This window comes from Mesorhizobium sp. WSM4816, from assembly GCF_055811535.1.
In genome coordinates, this window is record NZ_JBVVQR010000001.1 from 18,927 (window position 1) to 35,632 (window position 16,706).

The 16,706-nt window shown below is 58.2% G+C and carries 15 protein-coding genes; 12 read left to right on the forward strand and 3 right to left on the reverse strand.

Going from position 1 to position 16,706, the window contains the following annotated elements; genetic code table 11:
• Nucleotides 1-135: 135 nt before the first annotated feature.
• A complete protein-coding gene (locus AC0L3H_RS00090; protein ID WP_473584047.1) occupies nt 136-867 on the forward strand; it encodes a TylF/MycF/NovP-related O-methyltransferase in 732 nt (243 codons plus the stop codon).
• 11 nt (nt 868-878) lie between these two features.
• On the opposite strand, the gene AC0L3H_RS00095 is transcribed toward AC0L3H_RS00090, so the two are convergent.
• Nucleotides 879-1,208, reverse strand: coding sequence for a hypothetical protein (locus tag AC0L3H_RS00095; RefSeq protein ID WP_473584048.1), 330 nt, complete (start codon nt 1,206-1,208; stop codon nt 879-881).
• A gap of 352 nt (nt 1,209-1,560) precedes the next feature.
• Nucleotides 1,561-2,493 carry a GSCFA domain-containing protein gene (locus AC0L3H_RS00100; protein ID WP_473584049.1) on the reverse strand — a complete coding sequence of 311 codons (933 nt, stop codon included), beginning with the start codon at nt 2,491-2,493 and terminating at the stop codon, nt 1,561-1,563.
• 305 nt (nt 2,494-2,798) lie between these two features.
• On the opposite strand from AC0L3H_RS00100, the gene AC0L3H_RS00105 reads away from it, so the two are divergent.
• From AC0L3H_RS00105 to AC0L3H_RS00140, 8 genes are all read left to right on the forward strand, one after another.
• Nucleotides 2,799-3,572, forward strand: a complete 774-nt coding sequence (locus AC0L3H_RS00105) for an FkbM family methyltransferase (protein ID WP_473584050.1) — start codon at nt 2,799-2,801, stop codon at nt 3,570-3,572.
• A 161-nt stretch (nt 3,573-3,733) separates the two neighbouring features.
• Complete coding sequence (locus AC0L3H_RS00110; protein ID WP_473584051.1) at nt 3,734-4,714, forward strand: glycosyltransferase family 2 protein; 981 nt, start codon at nt 3,734-3,736, stop codon at nt 4,712-4,714.
• Between the two features lie 308 nt (nt 4,715-5,022).
• Nucleotides 5,023-6,828: an ABC transporter ATP-binding protein gene (locus tag AC0L3H_RS00115; RefSeq protein WP_473584052.1), complete on the forward strand. Its 1,806-nt coding sequence runs from the start codon at nt 5,023-5,025 to the stop codon at nt 6,826-6,828.
• Nucleotides 6,829-6,834: 6 nt separating this feature from the next.
• On the forward strand, nt 6,835-8,013 hold the full coding sequence (locus tag AC0L3H_RS00120) for a glycosyltransferase family 9 protein (RefSeq protein ID WP_473584053.1): 1,179 nt from the start codon (nt 6,835-6,837) through the stop codon (nt 8,011-8,013).
• An 8-nt stretch (nt 8,014-8,021) separates the two neighbouring features.
• Nucleotides 8,022-9,206, forward strand: a complete 1,185-nt coding sequence (locus AC0L3H_RS00125; protein ID WP_473584054.1) for a glycosyltransferase family 9 protein — start codon at nt 8,022-8,024, stop codon at nt 9,204-9,206.
• Nucleotides 9,196-10,368 carry a glycosyltransferase family 9 protein gene (locus tag AC0L3H_RS00130; RefSeq protein WP_419696403.1) on the forward strand — a complete coding sequence of 391 codons (1,173 nt, stop codon included), beginning with the start codon at nt 9,196-9,198 and terminating at the stop codon, nt 10,366-10,368. Before AC0L3H_RS00125 ends, AC0L3H_RS00130 begins: the two co-directional genes overlap by 11 nt.
• Before the next feature lie 153 nt (nt 10,369-10,521).
• Nucleotides 10,522-11,595, forward strand: coding sequence for a hypothetical protein (locus AC0L3H_RS00135; protein ID WP_473584055.1), 1,074 nt, complete (start codon nt 10,522-10,524; stop codon nt 11,593-11,595).
• A 283-nt stretch (nt 11,596-11,878) separates the two neighbouring features.
• A complete protein-coding gene (locus tag AC0L3H_RS00140) occupies nt 11,879-12,565 on the forward strand; it encodes a sulfotransferase family protein (protein ID WP_287179669.1) in 687 nt (228 codons plus the stop codon).
• Between the two features lie 18 nt (nt 12,566-12,583).
• Here the strand turns inward: AC0L3H_RS00140 and AC0L3H_RS00145 are convergent, their stop codons facing one another.
• The gene (locus AC0L3H_RS00145; protein ID WP_473584056.1) at nt 12,584-13,501 is read right to left on the reverse strand and encodes a sulfotransferase family protein; all 918 of its coding nucleotides are present in this window, start codon (nt 13,499-13,501) and stop codon (nt 12,584-12,586) included.
• Between the two features lie 174 nt (nt 13,502-13,675).
• Between AC0L3H_RS00145 and AC0L3H_RS00150 the strand changes: the two genes are divergently transcribed.
• The 3 genes from AC0L3H_RS00150 to AC0L3H_RS00160 all read left to right on the forward strand — a co-directional run bounded on the left by AC0L3H_RS00150 (nt 13,676) and on the right by AC0L3H_RS00160 (nt 16,579).
• Entirely contained in the window at nt 13,676-14,845 is a 1,170-nt protein-coding gene (locus AC0L3H_RS00150; RefSeq protein WP_473584057.1) for a glycosyltransferase family 4 protein, read from the forward strand.
• A 108-nt stretch (nt 14,846-14,953) separates the two neighbouring features.
• Entirely contained in the window at nt 14,954-15,769 is an 816-nt protein-coding gene (locus AC0L3H_RS00155) for a glycosyltransferase family 2 protein (protein ID WP_473584058.1), read from the forward strand.
• 78 nt (nt 15,770-15,847) lie between these two features.
• The gene (locus AC0L3H_RS00160) at nt 15,848-16,579 is read left to right on the forward strand and encodes a glycosyltransferase (RefSeq protein ID WP_473584059.1); all 732 of its coding nucleotides are present in this window, start codon (nt 15,848-15,850) and stop codon (nt 16,577-16,579) included.
• Nucleotides 16,580-16,706: the final 127 nt, after the last annotated feature.

A 16,706-nucleotide genomic window follows, 5' to 3' on the forward strand; every position in this document is an offset into this window, starting at 1 on the left:
AGCGCTTGCTTGCGGCGCTCGATAAGCCAATGTCCCTCAGCCGGAACTCGATTTCATTCCGCGCCTGATGCCGGTAGAGCTTTCTCTTCTGCCCGTGTTATGGACATGTCGAATGCTGGAGGATACAGGATGAAATTGAGAGACGCGGCACTTGCTGTTATTTCGAAAAAACGCAGAGGCGTGGCCTGGTATAAGGTCTCTCAGAAGAAGGCCGACAAATACGGCTTCTATGTTTATTCCAGTCATATGGTCTGGAAAGACCAGCCGTTTTTCCGAAAGGCGCTGCAGCGGGTCAAAAACATCCGTGGGATTCCAGATCCCCGGGCTTTCGTCCTGCAAAGCTGCTTGCGATCGATCGAGCGTATCGACGGCGATGTGGCCGAATGCGGCGTAAGGCAAGGCCGCTCGACCATATTCATGCTGATGAGCGATCTTCGGCCACGGCACTACCACCTTTTTGACTCGTTCGCTGGCCTCTCGGAACCGACCGCAGAGGACCGCAAGCCAAACGGCCGAACGCCATGGAAGTCCGGCGATCTCAGCACCGACGAGAAGGTAGCCAGAGAGAATATTTCCGACTTCAGCAACACCACTTTTCATGTCGGATGGATACCGGAAACTCTTTCCAACGTATCTGACCGGCGTTTCGCCCTGGTCCATATCGACGTCGATCTTTACGAGCCGACACGTGACGCGCTCGCCTTCTTCTACGATCGGGTGTGCGCGAATGGCATGATCATATGTGACGACTACGGCTCTGCGCTCTGTCCTGGAGCCCGAAAGGCCTTTGATCAATTCTTCGAAAACCGCCCGGAAGGCATCATCGAACTTCCAACGGGGCAGGCGATTGTCGTAAAGGCAAGCTAGTGCGCGGCATTCTAGTGGCGATGATAAGCCTGAACGGTGCAACCGCGCGGCTTCTGGTGGCGATGAGATAAGCTGAACCCAGCGCCCTCGATTAAAGACTGAAGACGAGTATCTTTTTCTTTTGGAACCCGCGCCACAACGGTCTGTGCGCGGTTGACGATGTCGGCAAAGATGCGATCAGCCTTATCCTGGCCCAATCCCCTGCGGACATGCTGGTAAACAGCGAGGAGCAGAACGACATCATAGCTGTCCCTGAGAACGGATGGAAGCTTTCGGCTCCCCAAGTTCATGGCATCAAATCGGCTTTCGACGCCAGATCCCAGAAAGATCGAGCGAGCCACGCCGATATCCGGTTTCAGGATTTCAGGATGTCGATGCCGTGGATGTAAGCCGGCCTATGCTTGGCGATTTCATAAGCGACGATGCCCATGTTGCAGCCGACGTCGAGGATCGTCTTGCCGGCGTAGTCTACCCCACACGAAAACAGCCCGTCGAGTCGATCCTCCCACGTTCCTGCGAATTTCTTGCGGGTGTTTCAAAATAGCATGAATTAGCCTCTCGTGGCTGGACCAGGTCGGCGTTGTATATCGGCCAAGAGCGCGCTGCGCTAGTCTAGTGGCTGCGGCTACTCTCCATCCACACGAAGAGACGATGTCACGGCGGCAAGGGCACGGGGTGTCCGTACGATGACGCCTACGACGGAGCAAAGTACGCGTTGAAGAACTGTTTAACGATGTCGTCGACGACCGATCTCTTTACGTGCCGTAAGTCCTCTTCGTAGCTACGAGTGAGGCCTCCATAGGTGACAAGCTCGAATGATGGAAGGTAATGGACATTGTCCCGTTCCCGGCAGACTTGACCAAGCACAGCCCGAAGAACGGATTTGCCTTCAGTGTTCGCCGTGACGACATCCGCGTCTTGAAACGTCCGAGCCAATGCAACCGGTGAGACTGTGAGAATTATCGGTGCATCGGGTTTGTGTTGACGGACCATGTCCACGGTAGCCATCACGTTGGCATAATTTTCCTGAAAGCTGCTGACGTGAAGCGTTGTTTCCTGCATTCCGCCTCCGCCACGATAAAGCGGTTTCTGTGCTGCTACCTTGCCACTGGCCCTGTTGATGAAGACCTCAGTCATTCCGAAGGTAAATATGAATGCCGTGGCCGAATCGAAGCCAACCCGCATCTCCCTGTTCATGCTCTCGATCACCTCTTTGAGAACTTCCGGAGATTTGGCGAGGATGAGACGGCGGTAGGGGTCCTGAAAGCAGATCGGACCCCAAGGCGCAGGTTTTTTGATCTGCCACCAGTCGTCATTGGCTTGATCCCACAAGCCGAGCATTTGCTCAATCTGAAGGCGAACAGTGAAGGTGTTATAGAAGTTCATATGCTCTCGCCCGGGCAGCTCATCTACAATGGCTTGCGCTGGGTCGAAACTGATATTTCTGTAAGACGGAACGCAGGCGACATGCTTGCTTGTTAACGCAAGACGAATTTCCTCCGCAAAGCAACTTCCCATCGTGAAGAATATATCGTTTCGAGTGAATACTGCGTTTTTACGAATTGTAATGACGCCTGAACTGGAAAAATCGCCATACTTGTTATTCAGTTTGTCCGCAGCCGCCAAATGGATAGGTTGAATGTACCCGAGTCGCTTGCGGAGCCGAAGATACTTTCGTCGAACTCGCTCTAGCAATGTCACATCGCTCCATGATCGTCATAGTTGGCCGCTGACAGCAATGCCCGACATTTAGCCCGCTTCCCCGCTGGCCGCAATCCGGCCGGCACGCCGCCAAAGCTCGCAATCACTGCCGTCATGCGGAAGCCCATTATCGTCGCAAACGCTCTCTTCAAAGCCAACCGAAAATAGGCCCCAAGCCCCGATCATTAAAGCGACTGCTCTAAGACACGCCAAGAATCGCGGCGACCCTGTTGCAGAGCAGCATCAAAATTGGCATAGAACGTCTCCCTCTCATCTGGATTTTGCGCATAGAGGATTTTGGTGCCGACGTTCAGTGGAGTCGACAGGATCTGTCGACAGGATCTTTTTGTGTGACTATGAACGTTAAATTGCTAAAATATCACGCTTACAGCCGTTGGTTCGGGCGTCCCTCATGGAATGCTTCGTATCTGTTCGGACGGGCCTGCAGGCGGCTGAAGCCAGGCGATATTGTCATAGATGCCGGCGCGAATCTGGGTGAGATCACCTCGGCCTTGGCTAAGACGGGCTCGACGGTTCATGCCTTCGAGCCAGACCCCTACACCTTCGAACGGCTGCGCAAGAACGTTGGAGCATTCAAAAATGTCCATCTGTATCAGCAGGCGCTTGCCGACCAATCCGGGACTGCGAAGCTCTACCGGTCACGTAAATTCAGTTCTGATCCAGACTTTTGGTCGCAATCCTCTTCATTGTATGCCGACAAATCTAACATCTCGAAAGACGACTACACTGAGGTTGAGCAGTTAAGCATAGTTGATTTCGTTAGAGAGCTTGGATCTCCAGTGCGGATACTGAAGATTGATGTAGAGGGCGCAGAAGTGCCAATGCTCGAATCGATATTATCCTGCGGATTGATGAACAAGATCGATATGATCTTTGCCGAAACCCACGAGAAAAAAATCCCACAGCTTGCAGAACGTACGCGCGCGCTCCGCGAAGCAATCAAACGAGATTGGGCCAATAAAATCAACTTGGACTGGCACTAGCCATCTCCACTGGATGTTGACGAGTTGGATCGCGCCTTCATAACCACCTTTGCCGTCACCTATAACAAGTCGAGTGATGAGCGACGTTCGAAAAGACATGGCGATCCGAACATGGCCGCTGCGACCTTGTGCGGACAGCCCCTTGAAATTTGTGAGCTCAAATGAAGAAAAGAAGCCAGTTTCATATTTTCCGTAGATCGATTGCCGACACAATTCAGTATAGATTTCGCAATGCGCTGAGGAAAGACGATTTAGAAGCGCGTGGAAATCTATCGCCAATTTCTCAAAAAGAAATCTTGCTTGTGTCAGTCGTCAGGAACGAATACCCTGAGATAATTCCATTCCTTGATCACTATCGATCGATCGGCGTTTCCAGATTTGCCATTGTCGATGACCGTTCTGAGGACGGGACACGGGAATTTCTGTTGAGCCAGCCAGATGTGGACGTATTCATCTCACGAAAGACCTATGGAGAAGCAGGGCGCGGAACTTTCTGGCGACAGGATATAATCCGCAGATACGGGTTCAACCGGTGGTACGTGATCGTGGATGCGGATGAATACCTGGTTTATGATGGCATGGATCGCCACGACCTGCATGACCTCGCCGGTTGGATCCAAAAAAGAGGCATGAAGCACCTGCTGGCGCCGATGATCGACATGTATCCGGCAGGAGACTTAAGGGACTTTCCGTTTGACCCAAAACGCGCTCCTTGGGAGATAGCCGATCATTTCGATGCTTCAGGATACGATTACACGACGAGCCCGCAAAATATCAAAATTCGAGGTGGCCCGAGAAGCCGGGCGTTTGGTACGCACACCCTAACCAAATATCCGTTCGTATACGGAGATAGATTGACGATCTTAAATTCAATTCACGCTCCGCTACCCTATTGGCGTAACCACGTGGAGAGTTATGGCGCTCTTCTTCATTTTAAGTTTTTCTCTAACTTCACGACGAAGGCTCAGGTCGCGGTCGATGAAGGCCAATATTGGAACGGTGCGTCAAAATACAAGGAATACCTTTCCGCCACTATCGGCAAGCCGGACTTCAATGTGATGAGCGAAATTTCGCAAAGGTATTCGGGTATTCAGGATATAATCGGTGCGGGCCTGACCCAAGCTATTTCTTGGAATGATTAGATCGACAACCCGGTCCTTGGCTGCTCACCAATTCTCGCGGTTGGGAGCCCGATTTTGCTAGAGGCTCTATTCCAAAGCCCAGGCGATCATTCCTCTTGGACCCTTCGGAGAGTTGTGTATGCTCCCATAGTCGCCGATCCCGTCAACGCGGGCTGGCATGCGGATTCGGCATTGACTGCGGGTCCGAACAAAGTCACAGACAAGCAATCCGACATAGATTTACAGCAGATGTGCGAGCGGTGTCGCGAAAGTCGCATGGATCGGCAAAGGCCAACTGACACCAACGGCACATCGCAGCAGGAAACCGAATGAGCGCAAAGAGACGAATTTCAGCGGCCTTGGCGTACCCGCTGGTCAAGCGCCTGATCCTCGAGAACCTGCCGCCGCACATAAAGCTGTATCTCGCCGGTTTGCTGTGCACGATTGCCGGTGCGGCGGCGACGTCCGGATTTGCCTGGATCATGCGTGACATGATCAACAGCATCTATATCGACAGGAACGCCGCCGCCGTTTGGGGTATCAGCGCGGCAATCATCGGACTTTCCGCTGTCAAGGGCATCGCGGCATACGGTCAAACCATTACGACCGGAAACGTCCGCAGGGCCATCGTGTCGGACCTCCAACACCGGCAGTTTTCCCGGCTGATGCGCCTCGACATTGGCCATTTCGTCAATCAGCATCCGGCCAAATTCATTTCCAAGATAATGTTCAATGCACGCGCCGGTGCGTCCGTCATCATCACGCTGACGAGCAACACAGCCTCTGACGTTTTGACCCTGGTCGGACTGGCAAGTGTCATGGTCGTGCAGGACCCGACCATGTCGCTTATATCGGCGGCGGCTTTGCCGGTGATCTTCCTCTCGGTGAGCACGATCACGCGAAAGATCAAGTCGTTGGCAAGGGGCGAAACAGAGCTGGCGGCACAGGTTCAGTCGATCGGCACGGAAGCCATAGACGGCATTCGCACCATCAAATCGTTCCAGCTCGAGGACAAGGCGATCGCCAGTTTCGCTAAGGCTGTCCGCAAGATGGAAAGGCGCGGCGTCCAGATCAACCGGACATCGGCGTTGATGAGTCCATTGATGGAGACGGGCGGCGGCTTCATCATCGGCCTTTTCCTCATTTATGCCAGTTGGCAGACCCTCGGAAACGGCAAGACACCAGGCGAATTCATGGCCTTCATTACCGCCTTTCTGCTTGCCTATGAGCCCGCCAAACGGCTGGCCCGGGTCAATGTCGATATCCAGAAGCTAATGGTTGCCGTCGAGCAGATGTATGATTTGATCGACACGCCCGAACAGCGACAACTCGCAACCGCAGGCGAGCGACTGACCGGCGTCGAGGGCGGTATCCGTTTTGAAGATGTGGCCTTCTCCTATGGAGGCAACAGCCCGGCGCTGCACGGTGTTTCCTTCGAGGTCCGACCTCGTGAGAAGCTGGCGATCGTTGGCCGCTCCGGCGCTGGCAAGACCACCATCGTCAATCTGATCTTGCGCCTGATGGAGCCGGACAGGGGCAGGATCTTCATCGACGACAAGGACATTGCCAAGATCAGCCTGGCCGACGTTCGCGACAATATCGCACTGGTGTCACAGGATATCTTCCTGTTCGAAGGTTCTATCCGTGACAATATTCGCGACGGACGCCCGAACGCCACGGATCAAGAAATCGATTCCGCGGCGGAACTCGCCCGGGTCACAAGTTTTGCATCGAACCTTGAAAACGGGCTCGACACGCTTGTCGGGCCGGGCGGTGCCAACCTGTCGGGCGGGCAGAAACAACGCGTTGCCATCGCGCGCGCCCTGCTCAAAAGCGCTCCGGTGATTGTCTACGATGAAGCAACATCCGCGCTCGACGGCGAAAACGAACGGGCGGTCATGGAGGCTGCCTTCGACGATGCATTTCAGCGCACTGTGATCTGCATTGCGCACAGGCTTTCAACCATCAAGGCGGCCGATCGCATTCTCGTATTCGACGCTGGCATCCTCGCGGACTCCGGGACTCATGAAGAGCTTGCCGGGCGCAGCGAAACCTATCGCTCGATCTTCCATCTGGAGACGTCCGCTCCGCTCGTCGAAAGCGGCAAAAAGCTGCGGCAGAGCGTATTGCGCTGAAGGCCGATGACCAGTTTTTACCACGGTTCCTACATCCGGTATGTGATTGGTGGATTGGGCCTGCGGTTGCGCAGATACACAAAGGCCGTGCGGACGCGGTTTACCGGCTCCGGGCCTCGTTCCGTTCTTGAGCAGCAGGCCAAGGTCGACGCGCTGATCGCGCGCAGGGACTGGACAGGGCTTGAAGCAAGTACCAATGAAATGGCCATCATGGCCGATCGTGCCCGCGACCCTGAGATGATGCAGAAGGCAGGCCAGGCGTTCGAACGGCTGGGCAACTTCGCGCGGGCGGCCGAGCTTCGGCTTTCCGCTCGCCGGCAACGAAAAGGGAAAGGTGCCAATGAGTGGACTGGAGAAGACCTCGGTTCGGATAGGCTGCTGATCGATCTTGTGGAGGATGACCCTCGCAGTCTTGGCCGGGTTATCCGCCATGCGCGACTGGCCGGCGCCGCCGCTGCATGTGCGCAAAGTGCGACGATTCGGGTCGAGCCGCGCCTCGTATCGCTTGTGCAGCGGACGTTCCCCAACGCGACCGTGGTCGCAGCGCAGCAGAATGTCGTTGGTGACAAATTTGCGACCTTCGAAAATCTCGCCTGGATTTTCGGCCGCGATGCCGAAAGACTAGCCGCCGACTTCGTGCCGCTGCGGGCAGATCCTGAACTCGTCGAGATTTTCCGCAAACGCTATCGCTCGATGACGGATCAACCATTGGTCGGCCTCTCCTGGGGCAGCAAATCCCATAGCAAGGACGTGCCTGATTTCCCCGAATGGGCACGGTTCATCGCCCGGACACAGGCGACGTTCGTTTCCCTCCAATACGGACAGATCAAGCCGGCGCTGCGGCGCCTGCGCAACGGCAATGACGCACGGCTTATCTATGACGACAGTGTCGACCAGTTGCTTGATATGGACCGTTTCGCCGCGCAGGTCGCCGCGCTCGATGCCGTGGTGACGATCAGCAATACGGCGGCCCATCTGTCGGGAGCACTCGGCGTGCCGACCATTTTCCTGATCGATGACAAGTTTCAAACAGCGTGGCCGGTGACTGGCAATCGAACGCCCTGGTATCCGAACGGCGTCGTCATGCGCAAGGAAGGACGTCCGTGGCCGGTGGTACTCGACGACGTCGGCCGGCGGCTCTCGTCGATTCTGACGGCGCGTTCGACGCTGTCTAGCGATAGTTGAGGGTCGCTGTGCCGAGCAGACGGTCCTTCCTTGAAAAGGCAAAAGCCGCCGACCTGCGCCCGCAAGGTGTTGACGGCAAGCGGCTGCAGAAGGTTCTCGATCGGGCAAAGAAGTTTTTTAAGCGCCCCTCGCGCCATGCTGACGAAAGCGTCAAACGGCATGCGAGCCTGATGGCGCAGAGTGTCGAACGGCGTGACTGGCAGGCGGCCCGGGAACATGCGCTGGCACTCGGCCTGCTCGGTGAGCAGCTTGGCGATCGCGGGCTTGTCAAAAAAGCCGGGCGTGGACTGAGACGCCTCCGCGGCGGCAATCGTGCCTGGCAGTTGATTGCGTCGAGCAAGCAAGTGCCCGGCCGGCCCGAATGGGATGGCAGTGATCTTGCGGGTCGCAGGCTTGCCGTCGAGCGGCGCGAAGGCGATCTCGCAATCTTCCTCCAGTTCGCGTCGCTGCTTGGCCCGGTGGTTGCGGCCGCCGACCGGTGCACCGTCCTGATCGAGCCGCGACTGGCGCCACTTTATCGCAGAACATATCCCGCGCTCGATGTCAGACCAGAGGCGGAAGCGGCGGCGGCGGTCGACGCCGATGTCTTCGCCTGCTTCGAGACACTGGCGAGGCACTTTTGGCCGGATGAGCCGACAGCGCGTGCGCCCTTCGTTCCGTTGGAGCCGGACCGCCGGCTTGTCGCCGAGCTGCGCGGCGCCTATCTCGATCATGGCCCGGGGCCCCTGATCGGCTTTGCCTGGGGAAGTCTGAACAAAAGCAAGGACCTGCCGGTTCTGGATGACTGGCGGGCGCTGCTCGGCGGTCTGCCGGGCCATTTCGTCAGCATGCAATATGGCGATGTCGGGCCGGCGCTCTCCGAATTCGAGCAATGGGCGCCGGGACGCATCATCCATGACGCGTCCGTGGACCAATTGTCGGATATGGACCGCTTCGCCGCGCAAATCGCCGCCCTCGACGCGGTGGTGACGATCAGCAATACCGGTGCCAATCTGGCGGGAGCGCTCGGCGTGCCGACCGTCGTCCTGCTCGACGATGGGTTTCGGCTGTCGTGGCCTGCCTTCGGCGAGACCGTCGCCACATTTCCAAGCGTTCGACTGGTGCGAAAGGGCGGCCGGGCGTGGGCGTCCGCGATGCGGGAAGCAGGTGGACGGGTTGCGCAAATCATCGGTGGAGTAGGTGATGGAAGCTAGTCAACTGCTTCGCCGGGTTCGCCGCTTTGTCGCGCTCGCAGGCTACAATTACAAGGTCTGGTTCCGTCGTCACCGGCGGCAGCTTTTCCTGCGCTGGCGCGATGGCGACATTGCCGATCAGATGGCGGATTATCGGCGAAGCATCGAGGCGCGCGACTGGTCGGCGGCGCTGCCGAAAGCCCTGGCGCTGGGATCGATCGCGAAGTCGAGGCGCGAGGTCCACCTGCTGGACGAGCTCAGCAAGGCGCTGATGCGCATGGGCGCCTACGGCCCGGCGGCCGAACTCAAGATCGCCCGGCGCCACATCGTCGAGGGCCGCGCCGACGGCGAATGGCTGGGCCAGGATATCTCGGGCCAGGTCCTGCTCGTCGATCTGATGGAAACCGAAAAGCAGGGTCTGGCCACCGCGATCCACCATGCGAGTTCCGTCGGCCGCGCGCTCGCCCGGGCCGCTCGTCTGATCGTCCTGGTCGAGCACCGCTTGGTGCCGCTGTTTCAGCGGACATTTCCCGCCGCCGATGTGCGGGCCGTCGGTCAGGGGACCAAGGCAGCCTATGGCGAGGCTCACCTCTTTGCCGGCGTCCAGCATCTGACCGCCGTGTTCGAGACGGATGAGACCACGATCCGGGAGCATTTTGTTCCCCTGAAGCCGGACCCGGCGCGGGTCGCTGACCTTCGCGCCCGCTATCGCAGGAACGGGCGGCCGTTGGTCGGCGTCGCGTGGGGCAGCTCCAATCCCGGCAAGGACCTGCCGCCACTCACGGCATGGCGCGGCCTGCTCGGTCGACAGGACCTGCAGTTCGTTTCGCTGCAATATGGCCGGATCGAGCCCGACCTGAAAATCCTGACCGATGGTGATCCCGCGCGCATCTTGCACGACGTCTTGGTGGATCAACTCGTCGACATGGATCTTTTCGCCGCGCAGGTCGCGGCGATGGACGCCGTCGTAACCATCAGCAACACCGGGGCGCATCTGGCCGGCGCACTCGGCATCCCTTCGGTCTTCATCCTTGGGGACGGCTTCAAACGTTCCTGGCCGGTCGAGGGCGACCGCACGCCTTACTATCCTTCCGCCGTGCTGGTCTCGAAGCGGGAACGACCCTGGGCTGCGGTGATGGAAGACGCACAAAACCACATGGGCTCACTCATCAGCACTGTTTGAATCCACCACCCAAGACATCGCGAGTGTCCCAGGCAGGTTACAACCAGCGGGCAGTCAAGCGCCTTCTTGACGGCGAGACCAGTGTAAACTAACCGGCGGGCGGCCGTTCTAAATTTCACGGGCAAGAGGCGATGCATATCTTTGGGTAGTAGTTTGGGAAACAAGGCGTCTTCTCCTGTCAGCGATGGCTTTGTGCAGCGGCTCCTCGCGGCGTACCGGCTTGTGCATCCAGGAAATCTGTTCAAGCGCGGGCGTATCTACGCTCGCGGCAGGGCAGCGACGAGGACGGTCTACTTCGTCCCACACAACCGCAACAATGTTCGGCTGCTGGCTGACGCGGCAGAAATTCTGGGTGACCGCGGCATCCGCTGCGTGTTCGCGCATCTCGATGGATTGAAACGCGGCGGCGTAGCGCGACCTGAACTCAATGCCCGAGGAATATCGCATATCGGCTTTGCTGACCTCGAGCGGATGATCAGGCCCGGTGACATGCTGGTGACTGGAAGTGACTTTGCGCCGCAATTTTTTAGGCGATTCATCGACTCTATCAACTTCGGCATGGTCCGTGTGGTCGGCCTCATCGGAGGTGCGCGAGAGCTGCGGCCGCATCGATTTGTGAGAGCTGACTACATCCTGTCGATGGGACCAGCGGCGCTGCAGCAAAGGCGACAGCCGACATATGTTGTCGGCTCCCCGGTCATTGAGCGTGCCGCCGCAAGCGCTGGTGCCAGGCACGACGAAGGGCTTTTTGTGCTGGTGAACTTCAAGGGGAATATCGAGGATCCCGCAGATCGCCAGGCGATTGAAGCCGTGGCAGCCGCATGTGCGAAACTCGGCCTTGCCCATGTCGTTAGCGTCCACCCCACGATGTTCGCAAAAGTCGATATGCCGAACAAATCGCCGCTGGATTTCGCACAGCTGCTCCCGGACGCTCTGGCGCTCGTAACGCGCCCAAGCACCACTGTTTACGAAGCAATCGCCTGCGGCATTCCGGTGGTGCTGTTTCCGCCGGTTTCGCCCATGGTCGAGTTCGACAGGCCCATGGGCGCCTTCAAACCAACATTGTCGGAGCATGACCTCGTCGAGGATATCCGCGCTGCGGTCAGGTCAAGACCGACCTATTTTGAGCAAAGCCGGGATTTCCTCAATGCCAATCTGTCGATTGATCCAAAGGTGCCGGCTTCGCAACGGATCGCCGAAGCCTTAATCGATATTTGCAATCGCTGATCCTCTCGGAGTAGTGCTTGACGATCTGGGCGTCGCCGAACAGAAAAGCCTGAGGGACATTGCGCAAATCGACCCGACAAATCTCGCTGCAAACGGCTCCTAGCGCGACACTGCGGTGTCTGATATTTCAGGCGCAAGTCACGTGCGAAAGATTGCGCTTCTGCGCTATGAAGATATGCGGCGGGATACAAACGATGCTTGCGCGGCTCGATTACTGGAAATGGCTCGATGAAGCCTTTCAGCGGCATGGCATATCTCATGCCAACGACAGGGCAGGTGTGAATTGATCCGATGCAAAGGCTTTGTCTGCGGCTGCGGGCATAGCGGCACCACGCTGATAGCGACGATCCTTGCCTCGCATGCCGATGTCTTTTTGCCATTCGAAGAAACCAACGTGTTTTTCAAATGGACCCCACTTGCGCTGTATCGCTACTCGAAGCTGAAGCAGGCGGCCATTGGGGCGGGCAAGTCGGTGCTGCTTGAAAAGACACCGCGTCATATCAGGCGTGTCGACCGGATACGACGTCTGGTGCCGGGCGCGAAGTTCGTGATGCCGGTACGCGATGGGCGCGATACCGTTGCTTCGCTGACCAAGCGGCTTGGCGATGCGACCGAGAGCCTGGATCGCTGGATTTCGGACAACACAATGGTGCTTGCCGAGCGCGGCAGCACGGACGTCCTGATTTACCGCTACGAAGATCTTGTCAATGACCCGGAAGCGACCATCGAAAAGATCTGCACCTTCCTGGGATTGTCGTTCGACCAGAGTTTGCTCGACTATCATCGGAACCCGCAACGATGGTTCACACTCGATGCGCAACCCCAACATGCCGCGCTCCGCAACCAGCAGGTCAACAAGCCGATCTATGATGGCCGCGGCCGCTGGAAGACCGAACTGGGTCAAATGGAATTGAAGGAGCTTACCGAGGGACGCGGCAAACCGCTGATGCAGGCGTTCGGGTATGTTTGAGGGTTCCGCCCCGATCGTTTACTCTGGAAGCGCGCGCGGATAGCCAAACTGATCGAAGTCGCGCTCATAGGCGCGGTAGATCGTATCGGCCAGTTCTGGCGTGAAATAGTCGGCAAGCCTGCGGCGCGAGGAGGTGTGCAGAGGTGGCATCGCCGCGCGTCGCATTTCCTCGCTTGCACCGACATGATCGAGTACCCGTTCGAAATCTCGTGCAAAAGTCTCGGTTTTGCCGATGAGGTCGAACACAACGCCTGGAAGGTCGACAATGTCGCTTTGCCTCTGCCAATGCTTGTCGATGCGCCATGTCGAGGTCGTGCAGGCAAAGGCGACGAAATCAGCAAACGACAGGCTCTTGTCAGCACCGACAGGCAGCGACGGATCCGCCCTTTCGCGATGGGCCAGATAGACCTCCACCCTGCCATAGCCAGGCACAAGGGGGCGGTCGCGATATTGGTCGGCCCAGCACGACAACAGCCTTGTATAGGGATTGCGAACGAAGGTGAACCGCAAGGCTTCGGGACTTGTGGCCATGCGATGGAACTGCACAATGCCATGGCGAGGCGCCTGCAAGCTCGACGCTTTTCGGTTGTGCACCTTCCAGTTCTGGTCGTTGCGCCACTCCGACACGGTGTCATTGCCAATCATGGCTGCAAGGTTGCTGCGAATGCGGCTGCTCGCCGCCTTCGGCGTGGCGAGATACAGGATCTTGAGTTGCGGGACGACGTCGATCAGGTCGTCCGGCAGATAAGCGGTTTGCATCGCTCTGCGGTAGAAAGCCAGAGCTTCCGGATGCGCCCAGGCTAGAAACGGCTCCTTGAGCAGACCGCGGAGATTTCGCAGCCCCGGTCGCAACGAGCGCTCCAGGCGGCGGACCACGCCGACTTTGCGTTTGCCCGAGATGGCCTTGTCGGCGGGCGAGACACGGCTGGTGGTCATCGGCAAAAACCCTCGCCTTGAAAGCAGTCTACCGTCGTGGCATAGCCGCAACCACGCGGAACTATACGCCAGCGCCCCTATCCAGGACCGGCTTGCCACGCTTAATAGACTGCGAGCAAAGTCCCGCCAAGTTCGAAAGCTTGATCGGGGTGCAAAAGGGCGTAGCGAGGTCGCATGGATTTGTCACGGCATGATCAACGGGTTCAAGCTGACCCGAAAAAGCCTATCCTGTTCGTGCGCCAGCGTTACGCGCCCTTTGGCGGAGGCGAGATCATGCTGGAAAACATCATGGCGGCGTTCGCCGCGCGTCAACGGCCGGTGGCCGTGCTGTCAGGCGACTGGCCGCGACACGAAGGCATCGAGTTCATCCACTGCGCCGGCCGCCGCTTTCCCCGCTCCCTGCGGGCGACGTCCTTTGCTCGAGCCGCCTGCCGCAAGATCGCCGAAATGCCGCCGGCCCTGGTGCAGAGCAATGATCGCCTTCCGTGCTGCGACGTCTTCCGGGCCGGGGAAGGCGTTCATGCCGCCTATCTTGCCGAGCGACGGCGTTTCGAGACGCGGCTTGGCACGGCAGCGATGGCGCTGAGCCCGTTTCACCGCCAGACGCTGCGCCTCGAGCGCGCGACCTATGGCAGCCCACGGCTTAAAGCGGTGATTGCCATTTCGAAAATGGTGGCGGAGGACATTGTCCGTCACTACGACTATCCGGCCAAACGCGTGCACCATATTCCCAACGGCGTCGACCTGGAGCGCTTCAACCCTAAGTTGCGCCGACAGCATCGGGCCGTGGTCCGCTCACGGCTTGGCGTCAACGATGACAGGCCGGTCGTTCTCTTCGTTGGCTCGGGTTTTGCGCGAAAAGGACTGCTTGCCTTGATGAAGTCTGTCGCAATGCTCGATGGTGAGCCGGAGTTATGGGTCATTGGCCACGATTCGCGCGCCGATACCTTCCAGCGGGCCGGTGACAGGCTTGGTCTTGGTGCAAGGCTCCGCATGCTGGGGCCGCAAAAAGATACGCTGCCATGGTACGGCGCCGCCGACATTGCCGTGCTGCCTTCCATCTATGATCCATTCGGCACAGTGGTGATCGAAGCCATGGCCAGCGGCTTGCCCGCCGTCGTCAGCACCGGGTGTGGGGCGCGCGAGCTTGTCGATCGCTTCGAGCCGACGCTTGTTTGCGACGCAGCCAGCGCAAACGACCTCGCCGCCGGGCTTGCTCGCGCCTTGCTGCTGTCGTCACGGCCCGAGACTGCGGCTAGGGTCAGGGCGGCAGCCGAACACTACGATTTCAACGTCATGATCAGGAGAATGATAGCGCTGTACGAAAATCTCGACCTGAAATAATTTTCGACATATTTTTTGAATCCGTTAGGATCACCGGAGTGCCAACCGGCCGGGGGGACAGTTTCATTTGAACAACAGTCGCAGTTTTGATGCCGGAACCGTCTGACCGTGTCGGCGCTCTCAGTCGTCATAATCAGCCGCAATGAGGAAGCGTGCATTGCACGTTGCCTTCGCTCGGTACTTTTTGCCGACGAAATCGTCGTCCTCGACAATAACAGTACTGATCAGACCAGGGACATCGCCAGTGGGCTCGGGGCCAAGGTGCTGATCACACTCGATTGGCCGGGCTTCGGCGCGCAAAAAAACCGCGCCCTCGCCGCGGCGACAGGCGATTGGGTCCTTTCGCTCGATGCCGACGAATGGGTCGAGCCGCCGCTGGCCGCGGAAATCAGGGCCGCAATCGCCAACCCGAAAGGCTGTGACGGCTTCGAAATACCAAGACGATCGCGTTTTTGCGGGCGCATTGTCCGCCATGGCGGCTGGTCGCCCGATCTGGTGCTTAGGCTTTTCCGTCGCCAGTCCGGTCGCTTCAGCAACGACACCGTGCATGAGAAGGTGGTGGTGAATGGCAAGGCCTCGCGATTGTCCCATCCCATGGAGCATGACTCCATCGCAGACCTGGCGGACGCGCATGACAAGATCGGCAGATACGCGCAAGCGTCCGCCGCGCGGATGCTTGCCGAGGGGAAAAAAAGCTCGATCAGCAAGGCGGTTTTGCGCTCGGTCTGGGCTTATATGAACAGCTATGTCTTCAGGCTGGGGTTTCTGGACGGTTCGACCGGTGCGATGGTCGCCGCTTATTCGGCCGGCTACACCTATCAGAAATGGGCGCTTGTCGCGTTGGGTGGCAAGTCGAGGTGCGCCGAGGAAAGCCGGGCCGGGGTGAACGGCAAATCCGCGGGTTTCAGAAATCGCCCTGGCTAATTTCCGCGCCATTGTTGCCGAGTTGTTGCCGGACAGTTAGTGTGTGCCCGTTTTGAAATTGGAGCCAAGGTACTGAATATGACTGATGCGTTTAGGGTATTCGTTGGATGGGACAGCCGTGAGCCGATCGCCTACGACGTGGCGCGGCACTCTTTGCTCAAAAACGCTTCGGTGCCCGTCTCCGTCATTCCAATCAAGCAGGACGAGCTGCGTGCCCGTGAACTGTATTGGAGGGAGAAAGATCCGCTCGCGTCAACAGAGTTCACTTATACGCGGTTTCTCACGCCTTTTCTCGCCGACTATACGGGCTGGGCTTTGTTCTGCGATTGCGACTTCCTGTGGCTCGGTGACGTCGCAGGTCTGCTGGAATACACAAAGTCGAACAAGGCGGTCTATTGTGTCCAGCACGACTACACGCCGAAGGCCACCACCAAGATGGATGGCGTTGTCCAGACATCCTACCCTCGAAAAAACTGGTCCTCGCTGATGCTGTTCAATTGCGCGCATCCTGCGGTTAAATCGCTTACGCCGGAGGTCGTGAACCGCGAAAGCGGCGCCTACCTCCACCGAATGCAGTGGGTCGACGATGAGGATCTGGGCTCGCTGCCGGTAGAGTGGAACTGGCTTGAAGGTTGGAACGAAAAGCCGGCGCATGGCACACCCAAGGCGGTCCACTATACAAGTGGCGGTCCGTGGTTTGCCGAGTGGCAGAATGTCGACTATGCGGATCTGTGGATAGCCGAACGCGACGAATTCCTGAGCAGTGCCGATCAAGCAGACGCTGCTCTTTCGCGCTCGGCGAGCCGGTAGCCCAGCCAAAAAGCCCCAGCGGCTGGCGGTGGCGATGCCTAACGCCGCTTGCGATTCCCGCGCTGACGGCCGGTCTTCGCGCCGTGCTGCGGCACGACCTCGCCGAACACCGGGTTGGGCGCGCTCT